Genomic DNA, 20,262 nt, shown 5'->3' on the forward strand with positions numbered 1-20,262 from the left:
TTGCCATACATGATAGATTAACAATATTATTGCGGACCAATCAGTAACAATAGATGCAAATATTATTCTATAAAAACAAGAAACGCAAGAAGTTAAGGACCGTTCAGTAACAAAATGCTGTAGTGGTATCATATCGGCAAATGCGAGGAGTCAAGGTATCAATGGCTAGACAACGCGAATTCGATAAAAATATTGCGCTTGAGCGTATTAAAAATACATTTTGGAGACTCGGTTACGTGGGTACTTCTATTAGTGATCTTGAAGAAGCGACAGGGTTAAAAAAGCAAAGTCTGTACAGAGTATTCAAGAGTAAGAAGCAGATGTATTTAGCCGCGCTCAACGACTATGAATCGGTTGAAATTAATGATGCATTCAATCGCTTAGACGGCCCTGAACCTGCCCAGCTTAAGTTTAAACGAATGTTCGATTACGTGATTGATTCTGTTTTTTCAAGTAAGGATAAAAGAGGTTGTTTTTTTTGTAACGCGATTGCAGACCAATCTCAACTCGATGTCGAAATTGGGGCGTTCATCAAAAGTTGTTACGAGCGAATACTAAATAGATTTGTTAAAACCTTAGAAGCGGAACTCCCATATAAAAAGGATCAAAACAGTAGCTTTAAAAAGGCGTCTCAAATTTTAATGAGCTATATTGGGCTTAGGTTGATGATAAAAGCCGATGTAAATAGTGATAGGCTTATGCAATCTATCGATTTGGCTATTCAAACGATATAGAGAGGAATGTGTTAGTAGCTAGTGTACTCATTTTGGCTACCATTTATTGCTCTCAAGAATGATGCGGTTAGTGTAAAAAGCAACTTCAGTCGCTTTTATTTATCCGACGTGTTTTTAAACAGGATACTGAGTGTAAAGAGCCCCAGAAAATGTAGGGCTCTCATATTTAAGTATTTAGCGCTTAACTGATATTAAGCGTTTTTTAAACTCGTCATTTTAGAAATCAACCGTGACAGGCTCAGAACATGCGGTTGTGACGTCACATACCATATAGGTAAAGCTGCTACCGTCTACTCTACGCCCGCGATCTCTGTATATTCCGGTATTCTCAGTTTCCGCAATTAATTCACCATTGCGATAAACTGACACCATATCTGCACTTGAACCAGCATAGGAAAGGTCAACACGTAAGTTACCAAATCTAGACTTGTACGCCCTGACAATTTCGTTCGTAATATTTGAGTCAGAAACACTAATATTCATAGTCACACTGTCATCAAGGCCTTCCACGTCAGTCGCTGTTAGCGTTACGTCATAGTTGCCTGTGGCGGCAAATACGTGAATAGGATTTGTTTCAGAGGAGGACATACCGTCTCCAAAATCCCAAGTGTAAGTGTCTATATCTCCATTGGAATCTGTGCTTTCATTTGTGAATGTCACCTGTAAGCCCTCATCGACATAACTAAAAGCGGCAACGGGTGGGGTTGGTCCAACTTCACCGACAGCGTCAAACGTTAATGACCAGTTGTTAACTTGTCCGTCATCACCGTCAAATGAATCGAGCACATTTAGCACCCAATCACCAGTACCAACTTCGCCATTAAAAATTGGCGTTGAGTAACTTTCTACAATGTCATCAGTTGCGCCCCCCGTGGTTTGCCTTAATGTATACGCTGTGCCTGCAGGGGATGTGAGTGTTAAGGTCAAGTCACCGCTGTAAGTATGGGTAATATCAACAGACACTTCAGTGCCAAATAGCGTTAAGTCATCGGGTACATTGATTGTTAAATCTAGCCCTAAATCATCGGGGTCTGATTCGTTTGGCACTGTTGCAACTGGCTCTCCAAGGTAAGGATAGTTAAAGGTTGTGATCCCTTGGGGAAGTACATATAAGTTTACTGTACTGCTTTTTTCCAAATCTCCGCTCGTGCCAACAACGCTAAAACTGTATTCACCCCAAGCAGTATCATTTTCAGTATCTACATCTAAGGTGAATAGATCACCCGGGAACGCGGTCGTCGTTGATAGCGAGGCGATACCGTAATCATCGTCGATTTCAAGACTGACTTCGCCATCCCATTCTGCTAATGAACCAACAGAGAACTCAAACATCATACTGTCACCCGCAACAATTTCCGCACTTGATGGGCTGACCGATAACGTAAAACTGGGCTCTGGGTCTGTCATTGCCAAGGCATTATTGACGTTAAGGCGCTTACCAGAAACAGTTCTCCCTTCTGCCCATGCATTGTCGTCGCCGGACGTTAGCAATATTTCTTTCATTTCGCTAATGCTTAAGTCAGGGTCTATTGACCAGAGCAGTGCGGCAGATCCTGCGACGTGAGGGGTTGCCATAGATGTGCCAGAAAATACTGAGTAAGTATTGCCTGGCGTTGTGGACAATATTGCTGCCCCTGGCGCGGTTAGGTCAACCGATGTTAAACCAAACGAATCTCCGTCATCTGCGTCATTGCGGTTGGTGTTTGCAACGGCAACTAAGTTTTCGTTATCGTAGCTGGAAGGGTAGTGTGGAGACGCGTCATTATCTGTCCCAGCATTGCCCGCAGCTGCAAAGAACATTATACCTGCATCTCCCGCAGCACTGATTGAGTCTTTTAATGCTTGGCTAAAAGGACCTCCGCCCCAACTGTTATTGGTTGCTTTAATATTGATCCCGGCTATTTTTAGCGCCGTAAAATAATCAATACATTCAATCGCCCCAGCGGTAGAACCTGTGCCATCATCACCCAAAAACTTACACGCGGCAATTGATACTTGATGGTTAACACCAACAACACCAATACCGTTGTCGCCACTCGCGCCTATTGTGCCAGATACATGAGTACCGTGGGCATCGTCGTCTATTGGATCACTATCGCCATTGGCAGTATCGATGCCGTATATGTCGTCAATATAGCCATTGTTGTCATTGTCTATACCGTCGTTTGGGGTTTCATTGGGGTTTATCCACATGTTGTCAATTAGGTCTTCATGCGCATAGTCGACACCGGTGTCAATCACGCCAATGACAATATCTCGTGAACCTGTCGTAATGTCCCACGCTTCGGCTGCGTCTATGTCGGCGTCAGCTGTGCCACCGTTTTGTCCCGTGTTATTCAAACCCCACAAGTCACCATACCGAGTGTCGCTGGGGGTGAGCGCCTTCTTCCATACATAATTAGGTTCGGCGTATGCTACGGCAGCATTGTTTTTCAACACTTCAATTGCTTGTTTTACCGAATAACCGCGAAGCTCCAATTGTGCGACGCGGCCTTGCATTAGGTTTTTGAAGCGGTCATCAATTTCATCACGATTGGCGTCGCTAATTCGAGCACCAACGGAGTTACGGGCTTGAGCTTTTTGTTGCGTCGAAGCGGAAGCTTTGTAGACGACAATAACAGTGTTGTCGTACATTTCTGGATCAGCGGGTTGCGATGACGTTGCCGCAAATGCTGGAAGCATCGCCATCATAATGGCGGTTAACTTAGTTTTCATTAGTAGATTCCAAATTTTATGCAAGCAAAGCTCACACTTTACTTTGCATGAATTAGTATTTAGAACCTTCTCTCAATCAAATCTATCACAACACTCAACACATACAACTTATTCAAAGTTTGGTATGTCTTTCTAGTCATTATGACGAAAAATACTACTTTTATGTGACAAAAAGCATTGATTCGTATGCTAAATGGTACTTTAAGGTGATGCGTTGAATTGGCACTGCGTTAAATTGTAAAGCGTTGTCCTGATTAAAATGTAAATTAATAATGCGTTAAAAAGTTGATTACTTTATTGGTACTTTTGTATTACGCGTTGAACGGTTTGACTGACTAATGAGTACATTTAACGCAATCATTGTGCTGAATTAATACTTTAGGGTGATGGTATCTTGCGACACAAAAAGGTTACATAAAAGGTGTTAGATAATAATAATTAAATCAAGGAAGATGCCAGTTGAATCATTCGCGTTATACATTATTTGAGCTTCGGTATTTACGAATTGCTTATGTATTTTTTGTCAGTTGTTCTATCGCGTTTAACGCAGTTGCTTCTAATCCTGATTTTAGTAATAAACCATCTGACGACCTAGCAGAATCTCCTCTTTCATTAAGTCTAAATGGCCCTGCCATCATAGTCGACGCTTCACACTCAATCATAAGCGTTGGGCAATATGGGTTAAACAACATCACCAACATATTACAAGCCGGTAATGCGTCAAACACGTCGAATGTGTTTCAACGAGGTAATGTAAACATTGCTGTAATTACGCAATTTGGCAGTGGGAATGAAGTGAATCTCATTCAAGAAAATAATGCTAACTATGTCGAAATAATTCAAGACGGGTTTGATAACGTTGCCAATATAAATCAAACAGGTGAGCAAGCGTTTATTGTTCGCCAAATCGGGAATGAAATGGTTGTAAATATTACTCAATATATAGAATAAATGTGATATTACGGCCAAATGGAGAATACCGTGAATACAATTAAAACAAAAATTGCGAGTGCAATTTTACTTACGTTATCTACAACAACCTTGGTGTCAGCGCAAGAGCGCCCGGACACTAAAGACACTGAATTTAATGCAGCTGTAGATCAAGTGGTTGCTGCTGAAGGCAATAATATTTCCTTATCGCAAACTGCGCCGACAGGTAATCAAATTGGCAATAGTTCAATTCTTAGTCAGGAAGGCGATAACAGCAGTATCGTTATTGATGTCGTTGGAGATGCAAATGAAGTAGAAGCGTCTCAAGTAGGTGAGAACAATACTATTTTAGCGAATTTAGTGGGTGATTTTAATGCTGTTGTTGTTAGTCAAGATGGTGAACAAGGCAGTGTTGATGTACAAATAACTGGTTCTGAAAATACTATTGATATATCGCAGCGAGCGGGCAGTGGTCCTTTTGGATTTATTTTTAACCGTTCAATCAATGAAATAACAGGGGACGTTAATACCGTCACTATTGACCAAGATGCCGGTGGTAATTGGGCAAATAATACGCTAAACGGATCATTCAATAACATTGATATTGAACAATCTGGTGAATGGCATGAATCATATGTTCGTTCATTAGAAGGTGATGAAAACGAGATTTCAGTGGTTCAGGATGGTTATTACAATATTTCAAATATTACCAGTGTTATTGGATCTGGCAATGAAATCGAAATTGACCAAGATGGTGATAGAAACCGACTTACTTGGGAAGTGGATGGCGATAACAATACGGTAGATATAGAGCAAGACGGTGACGCAAACGTATTTTCGTCTACACTTTTTTCAGGCTCGGGCAATAGCGTGGACGTAAATCAACTTGGGGATGCCAACGAGACGACTGTCGAAACCTTGGATGGCGTTGAGAATAGTTTTGAAATTGACCAAGTGGGTAACGACAACATTGCCTACGCGGGTGTCATTGGTTTGTTTAATACGTTTGAAATTGAACAGATTGGTGATGAAAATGAAGTGAGTACGGTTAATTTTAACGGGTTTGTAAATACTGTAGAGCTGAGTCAGGAAGGTAATGGAAACTTCGCGCTGGCTCAGGCGAATATTGGCGATGCCGTTTTTAGTGCTGACGCAAATGTTATTTTGCTGTCTCAAGTTGGCGATGAAAATGATGCTTCAGTCGAGTTGGCTAGTAGCGCTGAGTCGAATGGGAACGCGCTGGACATATCGCAAGACGGTGATTTAAATTTGTTAGATTTAGTCATTAACGGCAATGACAATATTGTGTCAATTCTGCAAGAGGGAACAGGCAACTGGATTACTGCAGAAGATGGTGGTCAATTCATGTTAACCGGAGACGCAAATACCTTCAGTATTACTCAGACCGGTAATGACAATTTGGTTACTGGCGGTATTACTGGTATGGGCGGTTCGGTATCAGTCACGCAAGTAGGTGATTTTAACGTTGCGTCAATAACACAAATGTAAATGAACAGCGCCTCGGCGGTTTTTTACTGTCGAGGCGCACACCCGTGATATGAAAATAGGCGATAGCGTAAAACAACTAAAATACATTCTTGTCGTTGCATGTCTTTTGATTTTTGGGCGTGTTGGTGCCAGTGAGTTGAGTTTAGGGGGCTTGTTATTAGACAGTACTATTAGCAGGCAAGGGCACGAGTTTGCGTCACAACTAGGCCAATATTGGAGAGAAGTGCCTTCAGGCACAGGTAAAAATCTTCTTGTGAAAGAAATTGTCGTTCCACAAGCGGGTACAAAACTAACGGTAATTTATGACAATAAAACGGTGTATCAAACCTATATGGGAAGACGCCAAGTACCTATCGAGCAACGCGTTCAGCAAGCGATTTTGCAGGTACTTGATGCTGTCGCTAATGATGATACAAAGCAGAGAAGTCCAGATTTAGCGGAGGACGAATGGGAATGAAAGTAAATAAGCATAGGATTATGACATTGGCTGCTTGCGTATGCGTCAACACGACTGCTTACTCAACGGAATTAGTGTATACACCCAATAACCCAAGTTTTGGTGGAAACCCTTTAAATGGTTCGTTTTTACTCAATAAGGCAAATGCACAAAACAACCATACGGCGCCCTTGCGCGAACGAACTTATGATGAACGATTGCAAGAGTCATTAGAGCGAGCATACATCAATAGGTTGGTAAGAGAGATTACAGATGTTGCCTTTGGTGAGGTGGAATTGGATGAGAATGGCGAGCCGGTCCCGAGTATTTTTGACAGTAATAGTTTGTTTGTTAGCGGTGACTTTGAAGTAGAATTAATTACATCCAATCCTGACAGTATCATCGTCAATATAACTAATGTAATCACAGGTGAAATAACCGTCGTTGAGATCCCCAAGTTTGGTTAAGGAAAACTAAATGAGAAGTATAGTTTGTATATTGGTATTGTTTTTATTATCGGGTTGCCAGACCTTGACAAAATTTTTACCGCCGGAACAAGCATCTGCTCAGGTGATTGAGTCTGGAGAAACCCTAAATGAATTAAAGGCCTTACCTACACCTGTGGGCAAAATACCTGTCTCGGTATATGCATTTAGAGATCAAACTGGCCAATATAAGCCATCAGCAGGTGCCAGCTCTTTTTCAACTGCGGTGACTCAGGGAGCCACATCTATCCTAGTACAAACCTTAGCAGAAACTGATTGGTTTTTACCTGTTGAACGAGAAGGTTTGCAAAATATATTGACCGAAAGAAAAATTATCCGTGCTGCAAATGATGAAAACAACGATAAAGATCTGCCGCCACTAGCAACGGCTCGCATTATTCTTGAGGGGGGGATTATTAGCTATGATACCAATAATCGCACTGGAGGTTTAGGTGCAGAGTACTTTGGCCTAGGCGCTTCTCAACTGTTTAGAGAGGATCAGATTTCAATTTATATGCGCGCTGTAGATGTGCATACTGGTCAAGTATTGCTCTCTGTATCCACAACAAAAAAGGTACTTAGCCAAGAAGTTCGAAGTGGCCTGTTTCGCTATGTGTCTTTTCGACGTTTGTTAGAGGCTGAAGCCGGTTATACAACTAATGAGCCGATGTTTGAATGTGTGAAACAAGGTATCGAAAAAGCCGTCTCTGAATTGGTTGTTAAAGGTATTGAGCGAGGAGTATGGCGAGCTAAGGCCTAAAAAACAAAGGGGATTTACGTGTATGCGTTAAGGTCTTTTGTTGTTTGATATATTACACGTCTTTCAATCAATGTGTAAATTGTTTAGTGTACCATTTAATTAGCCCAATGCGGTTTCGGCACTCGGTTTTCCGAAATATACTATATATGTGTGTTTTGACTGTATTGACGCTAATATGTAGCTCGTTTGCAATTTCTTGATTTTGCGCGCCTTTTATAATGAGTTGTGTGATCGCGCGTTCTCTTTTCGTTAGCACGTCGTTTGATAAGGTGTGTCGTTCGTCAAATGGCGTTTTTGTCAGCAATTCAGAAATAAATCTGTCCATCAGATCTCGACTGAACCATTTTTTCCCCGCTTTTACTTGCTGAATACCTCTAATCACAAGCTCTAAAGGATCACGTTTATTAAATACACCGCTTATGCCGAGTTTTAACGCGGCATAGTGCAGTTCAGTGTGATCCGCATTGGCATTAAAAATCACTTTAATAAGTGCAGGGTATTCTCTCACAATAGGTAAACCTAACAGCACATCAGATTTGCAATATTCTGCGTCTATAAAACATATCTTGATGCTTCTTAAGTTTCTGCTTGTTGGTAGTAGTGCGCCTATTTTGATGGTAAATCCACAGGCATCGACCAGGTCTAAAAAGTGAGTAAAGCTTGAATGTGTTCTGTTGTCGTTATTAATTTTGTTCCTCGTTAGCACATATGCGCTATTAGGCATAAAAAACTCCTTTTTTATTTTAAGATACAACTAATTAGCTGTTTATTCAATAAACTAGCGTACGAAGATTGAGTCATTAATATGGGGTAAATAACTTGCAATTGGGTTTGCTCTTGAAACCCTTACGGGTTATACTCACGTTAATGATTTCGCTACTCCCTGGATCATAGTAGCGACACCTAGCGGCATTTCTGTTGTAAGATGGTTAATGTCCACCAAGGATTTGGTGATTAGAATTCTAATGAAAGGCTCCGCTTGGTTCGGGGCCTTTTTATTTCTCTCGATTAATTTTTATCTATCTGAGAGAGCAAATTGGGCATGTTGCCCTTTTTTTATACGTGTGAGTTGGAGAGTTAAACTATTGTCTCAATTGGAAAATCGATTGACTGAAATGCTTTCACCTGCTGTTGAAGCTATTGGTTTCGAGTTGCTGGGGTGTGAGTTTGTAAGGGCTGGTAAGCATAGTACCTTAAGACTATATATCGACCATGAAAATGGCATCGAGGTTGATGATTGTGCTGAAGTGAGTCATCAAGCGAGCGCAGTGTTAGATGTAGAAGATCCTATTTCTACAGAATATAACCTTGAAGTGTCGTCTCCTGGGATGGATAGACCGTTATTTAAACCAAGTCATTTTAAAAAATTTGTTGGTGAAATTGTGGCAGTAAAAACAAATATGCCGCAACAAGGCCGTCGAAATTTTAAGGGGAACCTACTCAATGCTTCAGATATTGATATCGAAGTAAAAGTAGATAATGAAAGTTTTACGCTAGCATACAACAATATTAATAAAGCGAATTTGATTGCTAGCTTCGACTAGCAGTGCACACTTGCCTACAAAAGGTATGAGGATAAGATGAATAAAGAAATTCTACTAGTTGCTGAAGCCGTTTCTAATGAGAAACAAGTACCGCGCGAAAAAATATTTGAAGCCTTAGAATTCGCGATAGCAAGTGCGACTAAAAAGAAAAATGAAGGCGCAATTGAAGTGCGTATATCCATCGATAGAGAAACCGGCGATTTTGATACTTTTCGACGTTGGTTAGTAATTGAAGACGATATAATTCAAGAAAATCCGTTTGCAGAAATTACTATTTCTGCTGCTCAAATTGACGAACCTGAAATTCAATTGGGTGACTATGTTGAGGAACAGATTGAATCAATAAAGTTTGACCGAATAACTACACAAACTGCTAAGCAGGTCATTGTGCAAAAAGTACGTGAAGCTGAGCGTGCACAGATGATTGCTGAATACGAAGATAACGTAGGCGAATTAGTGACGGGGACGGTTAAAAAGGTTAATCGTGATAACGTAATTATTGATTTGGGCAATAATGCTGAAGGGGTAATATATCGCGATGATATGCTACCAAGAGAAACGTTCAGGCCCGGTGATCGTGTTCGTGGTCTTTTATACGTTATTCGTCCTGAAGCACGTGGTGCACAATTATTTATTAGTCGTACTCACCCGGATATGTTGGTTGAGCTATTTAGACTTGAAGTACCTGAAATAGCCGAAGAAACCTTAGAAATAAAATCTGCTGCTCGCGATCCTGGTGCTAGAGCAAAAATTGCTGTTAAGACAAATGATAAGCGCTTAGATCCTGTTGGTGCATGCGTAGGTATGCGCGGTTCTAGAGTGCAAGCAGTGTCTAGCGAATTAGGCGGTGAGCGTGTGGACATTGTGCTATGGGATGAAAATCCTGCGCAATATGTCATTAATGCGATGGCGCCAGCTGAAGTTGCTTCTATTATTGTTGATGAAGATACACAAGCGATGGATGTTGCTGTTGAAAGCGATAATTTAGCCCAAGCTATCGGCCGTAGCGGTCAAAACGTTCGTTTAGCCAGCCAACTCACTGGTTGGGAACTGAATGTGATGACAGTTGAAGACATGAATGCCAAGCACCAAGCTGAAAATGAGCAAGTGCTTAGCGTATTCACTGAAAACTTAGATATTGATGAAGATTTTGCATCAGTGCTGGTTGATGAGGGCTTTACTTCGCTTGAGGAAATAGCTTATGTGCCAGTCGCTGAGCTTTTGGAAATCGATGGCTTGGATGAAGACATGGTAGAAGAGTTAAGAACACGTGCTAAAGCGGCCTTAACTACTCAAGCCTTAGCGAACGAAGAATCGCTAGAAGACGCAGAACCAGAAAAAGAGTTACTCGATTTGGAAGGTATGGATAGACATGTTGCTTACGTATTGGCGAGTAGAGGTATTACTAACCTTGAAGCCTTAGCTGAGCAGGGTACCGACGAAATAAGTGATATAGAAGAGTTAAGCGAAGAACAAGCGGGAGCATTAATAATGGCTGCTCGTAATATTGTTTGGTTTAGCGAAGAAGCATAGGGTCAAGGGGAGACAACGTTAATATGTCAGAAGTATCCATAGAAAAACTTGCCACAGATATTGGCACTTCCATTGACAAGTTAGTCAAGCAATTTAAGGATTGTGGCTTAGATAAAAAAGCTACTGATTCTGTATCGGAAGATGAAAAACAACGATTGTTAGATTTTTTGAGTAAGCAACATGGCGGCGCTGGTGCGCAGCCACCAAAGAAAATGACATTACAGCGAAAAACTACCAGCACGATTAGTCAAGGTAAGTCGCGTGCGGTAAAAGTAGAGGTGCGTAAAAAGCGAACCTACGTTAAACGCAGCGATGTTGAAGAGCAACGTATTGCTGAGGAAGAGGCTAAGCGCAAAGAAGACGAAGCTAAAGCTCAACGTGAAGCGGAGCAGAAAATTGAAGAAGCGGCCAAAAAAGCGGCCGAAGAAAAAGCAAGAATCGCTGATGAAGCGCGCAAAGCAAAAGATGCAGAGCGTAAAGCTGAAGCAGAGAAAGCGAAAAAAGAAGCAGAAGAGCGCAGAAAATCTGAACCTAAAATGTCGGATGAAGAAAGAAAAGAGCTTGAAGCTGCAAGAGCTGAAGAAGAAAGAATCAAGAAGCAGCAAGAAGAAGAAGCGCAACGCAAACTTGAAGAAGAGGCGAAAAAAGCCGCTGATGAAGCGCGTAAATTAGCTGAAGAGAATGAACGTCGCTGGAAAGAAGAAGAAGAGCGTCGTAAACGCGATGAAGCTAAAGAAGTGCATTTGCATTCAAATCGGTATGCACAGGAGGCTGAAGATGAAGAAGACATGCAAGTTGAACGCAGCAGTCGTCGTCGTAAGAAGTCCAAGAAAAATGCCGGTGAACATTTAAAACAAGGGTTTAATAAGCCAGTGGCGCCAGTAGAAAAAGTTGTAAAACTGGGTGAAACAATCACCGTAGGCGATCTTGCAAGCCGTATGTCAGTTAAGGGCACCGAAGTCATTAAGACCATGATGAAAATGGGTGAAATGGCCACAATTAATCAAGTGCTTGACCAAGAAACGGCTGTACTTGTGATTGAAGAAATGGGTCACAAATACGAGATAGTCAACGAAAATGCACTTGAAGATGAACTGATTGCTGGGGTTGCAAATGGTGATGCTGTTACCAGAGCGCCTGTTGTTACTATTATGGGCCACGTTGATCACGGTAAAACTTCGTTGCTCGATTACATTCGTCGCACTAAAGTGGCTGCTGGCGAAGCGGGTGGTATTACTCAGCATATTGGTGCATACAGTGTTGATACAGATAACGGTAGAATTGCCTTCTTAGATACACCTGGGCACGCCGCGTTTACAGCTATGCGAGCGCGTGGTGCAACAGCAACTGATATTGTTATTATTGTTGTTGCGGCAGATGACGGTGTCATGCCGCAAACCAAAGAAGCTATTCAGCACGCTAAAGCAGCCAATGTGCCGCTAATTGTCGCTGTGAATAAAATTGATAAAGAGGCTGCTGATCCAGAGCGTGTTAAAACTGAATTGTCTCAATTAGAAGTTATTCCAGAAGAGTGGGGAGGTGAGCATCAATTCGTAAACCTATCTGCAAAGACTGGACAAGGTGTTGATGAGTTGCTTGAAGCGATTTCTTTACATGCGGAAGTCTTGGAGTTAACTGCTGTAGACAATGGGCCTGCTAAAGGTATTGTAATTGAGTCTCGCTTGGATAAAGGTCGTGGTCCAGTTGCGTCTATTTTGGTCCAAGAAGGTGAACTAAAACCTGGTGATATTTTATTGTGCGGTGAAGAATATGGTCGAGTCCGTGCAATGAGGGATGAAACTGGTGCTGATGTTAAGCTTGCCGGTCCGTCTACTCCGGTAGAGATTTTAGGCCTATCAGGTGTTCCTATTGCTGGTGAAGATGCACTCGTTGTTAAAGATGAGCGTAAAGCGAAGGAAGTTGCTTCTAAACGACACACTAAACAACGTGAGTTGAAGTTAGCGAAACAGCAAAAAGCCAAACTTGAAAATATGTTTGCGAATATGGAAAGTGGCGATGTTAGCGAGCTTAACATTGTGCTTAAGGCTGATGTTCAAGGTTCAATCGAAGCCATCGCAGATAGTTTAACCAAACTCTCTACGGATGAAGTTAAAGTTAATATCGTTGGTAGTGGTGTTGGCGGAATTACTGAAACAGATGCGTCACTTGCGGCTGCGTCTAGTGCAATCATTGTTGGTTTTAATGTACGTGCTGATGCTACTGCTCGCCGTATGGTAGAAGCCGAAGAAATTGACTTACGTTATTACAGTATTATCTATGAACTGATTGACGAAGTTAAACAAGCCATGAGTGGTATGCTTGCGCCAGAGTTTAAGCAAGAAATCATTGGTCTTGCTGAAGTGCGTGATGTGTTCAAATCACCTAAAATTGGTGCAATTGCTGGCTGTATGGTGACGGAAGGTATCATTAAACGCAACAACCCAATCCGCGTACTACGTGAAAACGTAGTGATTTACGAGGGTGAGTTAGAGTCATTGCGCAGATTTAAAGATGATGTTCAAGACGTCAAGAAAGGTATCGAATGTGGTATCGGCGTTAAAAATTATAACGATGTAAAAGTCGGCGACCAAATTGAAGTATTTGAGATTGTAGAAGTACAACGCGAAATCTAAATACTGGTTTGTTTTAGATAGAAAATGGAGGCTTAATGCCTCCATTTTTGTCCAAGAGATACTGTAAAATAAGTATCTAGATTAAAGAATATAGGAAAATTGATGGCAAGAGAGTTTTCAAGAACTGATCGTGTAAGCCAGCAAATACATAAAGAAATAGCCAGTATTTTGCAGCAAGAGTTTAAACATAGAACACCAGATTTAGGCATGATTACTGTATCTGAAGTAGAAGTATCAAAAGATCTTGGTCATGCAAAAGTATATGTGACGTTTTATTCTGATGACGAAGATAAAAATAAAACAGACTTTATTGCATTAAAAGAAGGTGCTAGTTTTATGCGTGGCTTGTTAGCTAGGCGTGTGCGGATGAGAAATACGCCAGCGATTCACTTTGTGCGAGATACTTCAATTACAGAAGGCGTACGTATAAGCACTTTAGTGGATAGTGTTATAAAAAATGATGAACTAAAAAAAGACAACGAATAAGCTATGGGAAGGAAGCGTAAAGGTCGTCCTGTAAATGGCGTTATTCTGATAGACAAGCATCAAGGTGAATCGTCAAATCATATTGTTCAGCAAGTAAAACGCTTATATAAAGCGCAAAAAGCGGGGCATACTGGCGCTTTAGATCCTTTAGCTACGGGCATGTTGCCAGTATGTTTGGGTGAAGCTACTAAATTTTCGCAGTTTTTACTCGAAGCAAACAAAACCTACGAAGTGACCGCCAAGTTAGGTGTTAGAACTGATACCTCTGATGCGGATGGTGAAGTTGTTGAAGAACACCCTGTAAAGGTTTCCCTAAATCAAATTGAAAAGGCGCTTGCAAATTTCCGTGGCGAGATTGAACAAACGCCTTCGATTTTTTCGGCCTTAAAATATGAAGGAAAACCTTTATATTATTATGCTCGCAAAGGGATCGACGTGCCAAGGCCTACACGTACTATTCATGTATTTAGCAACGACGTTATTAGTTTAATTGATGATGAACTTTCATTAAGAATACATTGTTCAAAAGGTACATATATCCGCACTATCGTCGATGATTTAGGGCAATTACTTGGTTGCAGCGCGCATGTAAAAGCGCTAAGACGGATTAGTATCGAACAATTCGAATCGTTGCCTATGATTACTACAGAAAGCCTGAGCGAAAGCGCAGTGGTGAACGCCGGAGATGAAGAAGACTTTCGGTGGCTGGATAAACAATTATTACCAATGGACATACAGGTGCAATCCTTACCAATCGTTAATATTAGGACGTCTGAGGCTGAGCAATTCAAGCATGGTATGCAAATCGCTGGCGATAAATGTTTAGTGTTTGGGGACAATGTGCGCGTTTATAATATTGATGCGCATGTCGAAGAACAATTTTTAGGTATTGCTAGTGTGATTGAAAACAACATGCTTCAACCTAAGCGTTTAGTTGTCGTACATGAATCAATTGCTTCGTAGATATTTAACGCTAATTATTCCTTGAAGTTTTTATCGTGATCGTTATACTACGCCCTCTTCGAATGGCACTGAATTAGTGATCGGGCCATTTATCATTCATTTTTGGAGAAAACTATGTCACTAAATACACAAGAAACAGCTGCAATTATTGCAGAATACGGTCGCGAAGCTGGCGATACTGGTTCACCTGAAGTACAGGTTGCTTTGTTAACAAACAATATCAACAAGCTTCAAGGTCACTTTAAAGAGCATAAAAAGGATCACCATTCACGTCGTGGTTTGTTAAGAATGGTTTCTCAGCGTCGTAAAATGCTTGACTATCTTAAGCGTAAAGATGTGACTCGTTACCAAGACTTAATCAAACGTTTAGGCCTACGCCGATAGAATATCCATTTATAGCGATACATTGCATATAAATGATTAAAAAGCGCTCTTAGAGCGCTTTTTTTGTGCTTAAGTATTTATTTATTTTCGCTAGCAAAAAACAAAGTGACTTTTGCCATATCGTGAATTTTATTACGGTATGAGACCAACGCTTTGTAGTCCGGATCCTGTCCTACAAGTTTCATATTCTCGGGGTTTTCTAGATTCCAAAAATTTAGACGAACAGCGTGCTCAGGCGCAACGCCCCTCAGCTTTTTAGTAATGTCGTACGATGCAAAGCGTGTCATGCCATATCTTTGAGTTATTGGTGCAACACTATTCTCATATTGCTGCCGGTCATTGACATCAAAGTCAGGTGCCATAACAACTAAATCAGCCAAGATCGTATGTCCGGCAGTTCCTCCAATAGAATCTGGCTCAGCAAAAAATATGGATAGCGCAGCCATATCGTGAATACTATTTCTGAACTCTATGAGAGATTGATAATCCGCATCTTCACTCAGGTTTTTAAGGGCGCCTTTAGGCATATGCCAAACATTTATGCGTATTACACCAGCGAGTAACTCATCTCCCATAATAAACTTTTTTACATTAAAGCTTCTTTCTATCGTCATGTTGTGATTTTTTGCAATACGAAGCATTTTATCGTCATAAATATTTCGGTCACTTATGCCGTGACCATGGCTCATTATCACAAAATCCAACATTCTTATATTGTCTGTATCCGCTAGTTCTGTATCCGCTAGCGCCATATTTGCACAACCTAAAAGTATACATAAAAACAACGTTATTTGACGGAAAGTGGCAGGCGTTTTCATTTTGGGTTCCTTGTTTAAGATATAATATTGTACACTCGTGTACATTTTAGAGTGTATACACATATTCTTCTTGTGTAAATAGTGTACATGAATGTACAATATAGAACTCAAAACAAGTTGGTTTGATTTATGGGAAGAGTGGCAAAATTTGATCGTGACAAAGCGATTGAGAAGGTAATGTATGAACTATGGCAAAAAGGCTATGAGGCGTGCTCAGTAAAGTCTCTATCAGAAACTTTGGAGATTACACGTTCTAGTTTTTATCATGCTTTTGGCAGCAGAGAGGCTTTATTTAAAGAAGCATTGACAAAATATTTTGAACAAAGCCCTGCAAAAGCGTTTAATGAAGGTAATAAACAAACCCCTATTAAAGCGTTATTTACGGACACCTTTAAGCATATTTGTTCGGTCGTCGCGTCGGCAAACTCATTAAAAGGTTGTATGTTAGTTAACTGCACGTCTGAGCTTGCAAACATTCACCCTGATTTATCCCCCTATATAAGCGATGCCAATAAATCAATAATGGCTCAATTTGAATACTTAGTAAACTGCGGAAAGGAGCGAAAGGAAATTACTGAACATGCGAATACCAAAGCCCTGGCACTAATATTACAAAACCTGTTAAACGGGATTTACATGATGTCTAAAGTACCTGGAAACGAAGACAACCTATGGTTAATGGCAGAACAAACCTTAAAGAGTGTTGATTTATACGAAGGCTAAGGCCCCGATATATACTCGAGGCAAATGCTTACAGCTAATGATTAAAAGAGTGTTGTCAGCCCTTTTAAACCGTTTTATTTATTACTTCTTTAAGTTGGCTTTCTAACTCGTTTAATTTTTGCAGTAAGTTAGTATTACGACGCTCTAATAATATTATTTTTTCGTTCAGCTCGCGTATTTCTTTTGATTTATCTGCATCTTGTTTATTTAAGTTTTCTTGTTCTACAGTCACCGCTAATAAATTATTCGCTTGCTCAGAAATGTTCCCGTTTATGCTGTTAATACGCGTCACTAGTTGTTGATTATCAGATTCCGCGTTATCTACTCGCTTGTTCACATCGCCAACGACTTTGTTTACATCCGTTTGAAAGTCTTTTACGGAAGTTTGTAAGGCTTTTATTTCTTGTTGGTTTCGGCGCCAAGCGCTAGCCCAGAGCTTATCCATTTGATCCCATAGCTCTTTAGACTTCTCTGTTAGCTCACTTACTTTGACTTGAAGCGCGACAGTGGAGTTACCAATTTCTTCACCTGTAGCAGACAGTTGATTTTCAACAGACAGGATTCTATCGCCATTGCTGACAATGGTTTGATTAGCTTTTTGCAGTTCAAGGTATAAATAGACGCAGCCTGCCAACGCGACAAGGCTCACCAACAACAAAGTACTGACAAGAATATTATTGCTCTTAACCGGCTGCACCACTGTTTGAGTCGGCTTTCGTGCACTTGATGTTGGAATTCTATCATCAACATCTACATTTATGGGTGCAAACTCTTGGTCTTTATCCCCTGCAGTCATTCCTTTTCCTCTTCTTATATTATAGTTACTAGCGATTCATTCTGGTCATGCAGACATTCAATACTCGCAATGATACCTAAACTAAATTTAGGTGCTAGTAAAAACTGCTTTAAACACAAGTGCTAAGTGCATATTTTGTAAAATTAGAGAATTGTTACAAAAATGTTTGTTGGTTTTGTTTTAAATTTTCTTAGTTTGTCTTAAATATAGGCAAAACGGCGCTTCGCTAAGCAATTCCGACGTGCTTATACCGAATAAATTGCAAAATTGTAAAAACAACCATATGATGAAGTTTCAAGTGTTTATATGCGTGTTATATGAAGCTAAATCAAAAGTTATCATTTAAGCTTGGGATAAGAAGCTTAGTACTTCTTGTATTCCTAGGATTGGTAATGGCGTTTTTGCAAACCTTGTTTGATTTTAAACAACGCCAGACGGAAGTACGCTCAAGTATTGAAGCAATATTAGAGTCAGCCCAAACTACTGCATCAAATGCTGTATACCTTCTCGACAAAGAACAAGCAAACAACGTTATTAATGGTTTAGTTTTATTCGATTATTTTAGCTACGTTTCGATTATAGATGACCACGGAAACGTAATGGCGGAGTTTTCTCGTCAAGAGCAAAACATGGTTGAGGAAGACTTTCCTAACCACAGCTCTTACAATCCGATGCTATCCTTACTCACCGATAATTTTACTAAATCAAGTTTGTTATTGTCAGGCCAACCGCTAGCCGCAGGGCGCTCGCAAATATATGGTGAATTGATATATGTGATTGACAACCATGTTGCGTTATCTGGAGTATATGACCGAGCCATTAGAGCGTTCATCATTGCGTCGGCTGGTTATATATTTCTTACTATTGCGCTAAGTGTTGTATATCATTACATGTTAGCTTCACCGTTAATGCGGTTGTCTAGGCGTTTCCAACGCGTCAATACCAAGTCTATTGCGACGCAGCAGATCAATCATTTGGTAGGTCATGAAAAAGACGAGTTTAGCCTTATTGTAAATGCAGCAAACGACATGCTATCCCGGATATCTACAAGCCAAGTACTACTTACTGAGCGCTCCCAGCGCTTTCGGCTTATTTTGGATACGGCTCCCGCACTTATCTTTTCCTTAGATAAAAACTTTGAATTTGTGTTTGCAAACAAAGCTACCGCGGCGTTTTATGGTTATTCTATATATGAGTTAAAAGGCCGTTCTGCGAATGACGTTATCAAACCCATTGACCCTGAATTTATGCGGGCTATTAACTTGTTCTTCGATGGTAAGAAGAATCAAATAAGTAAAACAATTCAGGTCAAAAATGCTAGTGGTGCTGATTGCTATGTCGAAATGACGTTAGTCAAATTTAAAACGCCAGAAAAGCACAGTATTTTGGTCACGGCGACGGATGTTACCAAGCGCGTGAAAGCGGAAGAAAAAATAGAATCATTGGCCTATTTCGATCCGCTTACCTCGTTGCCAAATCGAAACAAAGTGTATGAAGTACTTAGCCTGCCTAGTGAAGGACAAGAAGGCATGTATGGCATAGCTGCGATTGCAGATCTAGACCAGTTTAAACGTATAAACGATACACTTAGCCACAGTGTTGGTGATCAATTAATCGTAAAACTTGCACGTCGCCTTCAAAAAGAGTTTTCGTTTTCTGATTTAATGGCGAGGTTAGGTGCAGATGAATTTTTGTGCATCGAAGAAAACGTGTCTGACAATATACACACCGCGTCAAATGGCGCTGAGGTATTGGGAGAGCGATTGAGAGCATGCATAAATAAAGAGATTGAAATTGGACTGCATAGTTACGCGTTAACAGCATCTATTGGCGTTATTGTTTTCAAAAAAGGTAAGTCTTCTGCGGACGAAATTCTGCAGTATGCCGACACTGCAATGTATGAATCAAAGCGAGCAGGGCGTAACCGCGTTACCCTGTTTAAAAATGAAATGGCGACGCAGGCGGCCGAGTTATTGAAACTCGAAAGGGATATCATGAAGGCGATGTTCCGAGACGAATTCTATTTTGTTTTGCAACCCTTGGTCGACTCAGAGACTCACCAGCTTGTGAGTGCTGAAGCGCTGATGCGCTGGCGTAAAGACGGCGAAATCATAAGTCCTGGCGAGTTTATACCATTTTTGGAAGAGAGTGCGTTAATCGTTGATGTGGGCGAGCGCATCCTGAACGCTATATGTGAGTATATTGCTGATTTAATCGATCGCGGTTTAATGTTTGAAGGCTTCAAAATAGCAGTAAATATCAGTGCGAAGCAGTTAGCGAGACACGATTTTATTGAGTGTGTTTCAAAGGTTTTAAAGAAACACCGCGTTGAGGGACAACATCTAGAGTTTGAAATTACCGAAAGTGTTGCACTTGATAATAAAGAAGACACGATTGTTAAAATTGATATGCTCAAAAAAATGGGGATTAGCTTTTCCCTAGATGACTTTGGTACGGGTTACAGCTCGCTTAGCCATTTAAAAGACTTGGATGTGAATAAGCTTAAAATAGATCGTTCGTTTGTAAATGACATTATGCATGACCCTCAAGATGAAAAACTAGTTCGGTCAATTATTCAGTTAGCACGTAATTTAGATTTAACGACAGTTGCCGAAGGTGTGGAAACCCAGTCTCAGGTTGAGTGGTTAATGCTGCAAGGCGAAGTATTACTGCAGGGGTATTATTTTAGTCGGCCGCTTGTTCCTGAAGAGTTTGAAGCAAAATACCTTAAACAGATGCACGTGGTAAATAAATAATCAGCTCCCTATTATCGCTTGCTTAATAATAAACAGTTATACGATATCGTTAACAAT

General features: G+C 40.7%; 18 protein-coding genes. 14 read left to right on the forward strand and 4 right to left on the reverse strand.

Translation table 11 applies throughout. The annotated features are described in order from the left end of the window. The first annotated feature begins 161 nt into the window (after positions 1-161). The gene (locus QQK00_RS03535) at positions 162-734 is read left to right on the forward strand and encodes a TetR/AcrR family transcriptional regulator (RefSeq protein ID WP_284216094.1); all 573 of its coding nucleotides are present in this window, start codon (positions 162-164) and stop codon (positions 732-734) included. Between the two features lie 216 nt (positions 735-950). On the opposite strand, the gene QQK00_RS03540 is transcribed toward QQK00_RS03535, so the two are convergent. Next, a complete protein-coding gene (locus QQK00_RS03540; protein ID WP_284216095.1) occupies positions 951-3,449 on the reverse strand; it encodes a S8 family serine peptidase in 2,499 nt (832 codons plus the stop codon). A gap of 459 nt (positions 3,450-3,908) precedes the next feature. On the opposite strand from QQK00_RS03540, the gene QQK00_RS03545 reads away from it, so the two are divergent. From QQK00_RS03545 to QQK00_RS03565, 5 genes are read left to right on the forward strand one after another with little or no spacing between them, the layout of a single operon-like run. Beyond that, complete coding sequence (locus tag QQK00_RS03545) at positions 3,909-4,400, forward strand: curlin subunit CsgB (protein ID WP_284216096.1); 492 nt, start codon at positions 3,909-3,911, stop codon at positions 4,398-4,400. A 30-nt stretch (positions 4,401-4,430) separates the two neighbouring features. Further along, positions 4,431-5,888, forward strand: coding sequence for an autotransporter outer membrane beta-barrel domain-containing protein (locus QQK00_RS03550; protein WP_284216097.1), 1,458 nt, complete (start codon positions 4,431-4,433; stop codon positions 5,886-5,888). 49 nt (positions 5,889-5,937) lie between these two features. Beyond that, entirely contained in the window at positions 5,938-6,345 is a 408-nt protein-coding gene (locus QQK00_RS03555) for a CsgE family curli-type amyloid fiber assembly protein (protein ID WP_284216098.1), read from the forward strand. A gap of 20 nt (positions 6,346-6,365) precedes the next feature. Next, the gene (locus QQK00_RS03560) at positions 6,366-6,791 is read left to right on the forward strand and encodes a curli assembly protein CsgF (RefSeq protein ID WP_284217556.1); all 426 of its coding nucleotides are present in this window, start codon (positions 6,366-6,368) and stop codon (positions 6,789-6,791) included. Between the two features lie 10 nt (positions 6,792-6,801). Then, positions 6,802-7,569 carry a CsgG/HfaB family protein gene (locus tag QQK00_RS03565; protein WP_284216099.1) on the forward strand — a complete coding sequence of 256 codons (768 nt, stop codon included), beginning with the start codon at positions 6,802-6,804 and terminating at the stop codon, positions 7,567-7,569. A gap of 67 nt (positions 7,570-7,636) precedes the next feature. Here QQK00_RS03565 and QQK00_RS03570 read toward each other — a convergent pair whose 3' ends face one another. Next, positions 7,637-8,293, reverse strand: a complete 657-nt coding sequence (locus QQK00_RS03570) for a response regulator transcription factor (protein WP_284216100.1) — start codon at positions 8,291-8,293, stop codon at positions 7,637-7,639. Between the two features lie 361 nt (positions 8,294-8,654). Here QQK00_RS03570 and rimP point away from each other — a divergent pair, with 361 nt between their 5' ends. The 6 genes from rimP to rpsO all read left to right on the forward strand — a co-directional run bounded on the left by rimP (position 8,655) and on the right by rpsO (position 15,112). Beyond that, complete coding sequence (gene rimP, locus QQK00_RS03575; RefSeq protein ID WP_284216101.1) at positions 8,655-9,113, forward strand: ribosome maturation factor RimP; 459 nt, start codon at positions 8,655-8,657, stop codon at positions 9,111-9,113. A 36-nt stretch (positions 9,114-9,149) separates the two neighbouring features. Then, a complete protein-coding gene (nusA, locus tag QQK00_RS03580; RefSeq protein WP_284216102.1) occupies positions 9,150-10,646 on the forward strand; it encodes a transcription termination factor NusA in 1,497 nt (498 codons plus the stop codon). Between the two features lie 23 nt (positions 10,647-10,669). Beyond that, on the forward strand, positions 10,670-13,279 hold the full coding sequence (gene infB / locus QQK00_RS03585) for a translation initiation factor IF-2 (protein ID WP_284216103.1): 2,610 nt from the start codon (positions 10,670-10,672) through the stop codon (positions 13,277-13,279). 102 nt (positions 13,280-13,381) lie between these two features. Next, on the forward strand, positions 13,382-13,765 hold the full coding sequence (rbfA, locus tag QQK00_RS03590) for a 30S ribosome-binding factor RbfA (RefSeq protein ID WP_284216104.1): 384 nt from the start codon (positions 13,382-13,384) through the stop codon (positions 13,763-13,765). 3 nt (positions 13,766-13,768) lie between these two features. Beyond that, positions 13,769-14,728 carry a tRNA pseudouridine(55) synthase TruB gene (truB, locus tag QQK00_RS03595; RefSeq protein WP_284216105.1) on the forward strand — a complete coding sequence of 320 codons (960 nt, stop codon included), beginning with the start codon at positions 13,769-13,771 and terminating at the stop codon, positions 14,726-14,728. A 114-nt stretch (positions 14,729-14,842) separates the two neighbouring features. Next, complete coding sequence (gene rpsO, locus QQK00_RS03600) at positions 14,843-15,112, forward strand: 30S ribosomal protein S15 (RefSeq protein WP_284216106.1); 270 nt, start codon at positions 14,843-14,845, stop codon at positions 15,110-15,112. Positions 15,113-15,189: 77 nt separating this feature from the next. Here the strand turns inward: rpsO and QQK00_RS03605 are convergent, their stop codons facing one another. Beyond that, complete coding sequence (locus tag QQK00_RS03605) at positions 15,190-15,930, reverse strand: hypothetical protein (RefSeq protein WP_284216107.1); 741 nt, start codon at positions 15,928-15,930, stop codon at positions 15,190-15,192. A 129-nt stretch (positions 15,931-16,059) separates the two neighbouring features. Here QQK00_RS03605 and QQK00_RS03610 point away from each other — a divergent pair, with 129 nt between their 5' ends. Continuing rightward, a complete protein-coding gene (locus tag QQK00_RS03610; RefSeq protein ID WP_284216108.1) occupies positions 16,060-16,653 on the forward strand; it encodes a TetR/AcrR family transcriptional regulator in 594 nt (197 codons plus the stop codon). Between the two features lie 64 nt (positions 16,654-16,717). Here QQK00_RS03610 and QQK00_RS03615 read toward each other — a convergent pair whose 3' ends face one another. Further along, positions 16,718-17,449, reverse strand: a complete 732-nt coding sequence (locus tag QQK00_RS03615) for a coiled-coil domain-containing protein (protein ID WP_284216109.1) — start codon at positions 17,447-17,449, stop codon at positions 16,718-16,720. Between the two features lie 392 nt (positions 17,450-17,841). On the opposite strand from QQK00_RS03615, the gene QQK00_RS03620 reads away from it, so the two are divergent. Further along, positions 17,842-20,205 carry a putative bifunctional diguanylate cyclase/phosphodiesterase gene (locus tag QQK00_RS03620; protein ID WP_284216110.1) on the forward strand — a complete coding sequence of 788 codons (2,364 nt, stop codon included), beginning with the start codon at positions 17,842-17,844 and terminating at the stop codon, positions 20,203-20,205. Positions 20,206-20,262: the final 57 nt, after the last annotated feature.

It is taken from the genome of Agaribacter marinus, from assembly GCF_030160655.1.
GTDB lineage: Bacteria > Pseudomonadota > Gammaproteobacteria > Enterobacterales > Alteromonadaceae > Glaciecola > Glaciecola marina.

Excerpts from the sequence above, each read along its gene's own strand:
- QQK00_RS03535 (WP_284216094.1), top strand. The coding sequence starts at position 162 with ATGGCTAGACAACGCGAATTCGATAAAAATATTGCGCTTGAGCGTATT.
- QQK00_RS03540 (WP_284216095.1), bottom strand. The coding sequence starts at position 3,449 with ATGAAAACTAAGTTAACCGCCATTATGATGGCGATGCTTCCAGCATTT.
- QQK00_RS03555 (WP_284216098.1), top strand. The coding sequence starts at position 5,938 with ATGAAAATAGGCGATAGCGTAAAACAACTAAAATACATTCTTGTCGTT.
- QQK00_RS03560 (WP_284217556.1), top strand. The coding sequence starts at position 6,366 with ATGACATTGGCTGCTTGCGTATGCGTCAACACGACTGCTTACTCAACG.
- QQK00_RS03565 (WP_284216099.1), top strand. The coding sequence starts at position 6,802 with ATGAGAAGTATAGTTTGTATATTGGTATTGTTTTTATTATCGGGTTGC.
- QQK00_RS03570 (WP_284216100.1), bottom strand. The coding sequence starts at position 8,293 with ATGCCTAATAGCGCATATGTGCTAACGAGGAACAAAATTAATAACGAC.
- nusA (WP_284216102.1), top strand. The coding sequence starts at position 9,150 with ATGAATAAAGAAATTCTACTAGTTGCTGAAGCCGTTTCTAATGAGAAA.
- infB (WP_284216103.1), top strand. The coding sequence starts at position 10,670 with ATGTCAGAAGTATCCATAGAAAAACTTGCCACAGATATTGGCACTTCC.
- rbfA (WP_284216104.1), top strand. The coding sequence starts at position 13,382 with ATGGCAAGAGAGTTTTCAAGAACTGATCGTGTAAGCCAGCAAATACAT.
- truB (WP_284216105.1), top strand. The coding sequence starts at position 13,769 with ATGGGAAGGAAGCGTAAAGGTCGTCCTGTAAATGGCGTTATTCTGATA.
- rpsO (WP_284216106.1), top strand. The coding sequence starts at position 14,843 with ATGTCACTAAATACACAAGAAACAGCTGCAATTATTGCAGAATACGGT.
- QQK00_RS03605 (WP_284216107.1), bottom strand. The coding sequence starts at position 15,930 with ATGAAAACGCCTGCCACTTTCCGTCAAATAACGTTGTTTTTATGTATA.
- QQK00_RS03610 (WP_284216108.1), top strand. The coding sequence starts at position 16,060 with ATGGGAAGAGTGGCAAAATTTGATCGTGACAAAGCGATTGAGAAGGTA.
- QQK00_RS03615 (WP_284216109.1), bottom strand. The coding sequence starts at position 17,449 with ATGACTGCAGGGGATAAAGACCAAGAGTTTGCACCCATAAATGTAGAT.
- QQK00_RS03620 (WP_284216110.1), top strand. The coding sequence starts at position 17,842 with ATGGCGTTTTTGCAAACCTTGTTTGATTTTAAACAACGCCAGACGGAA.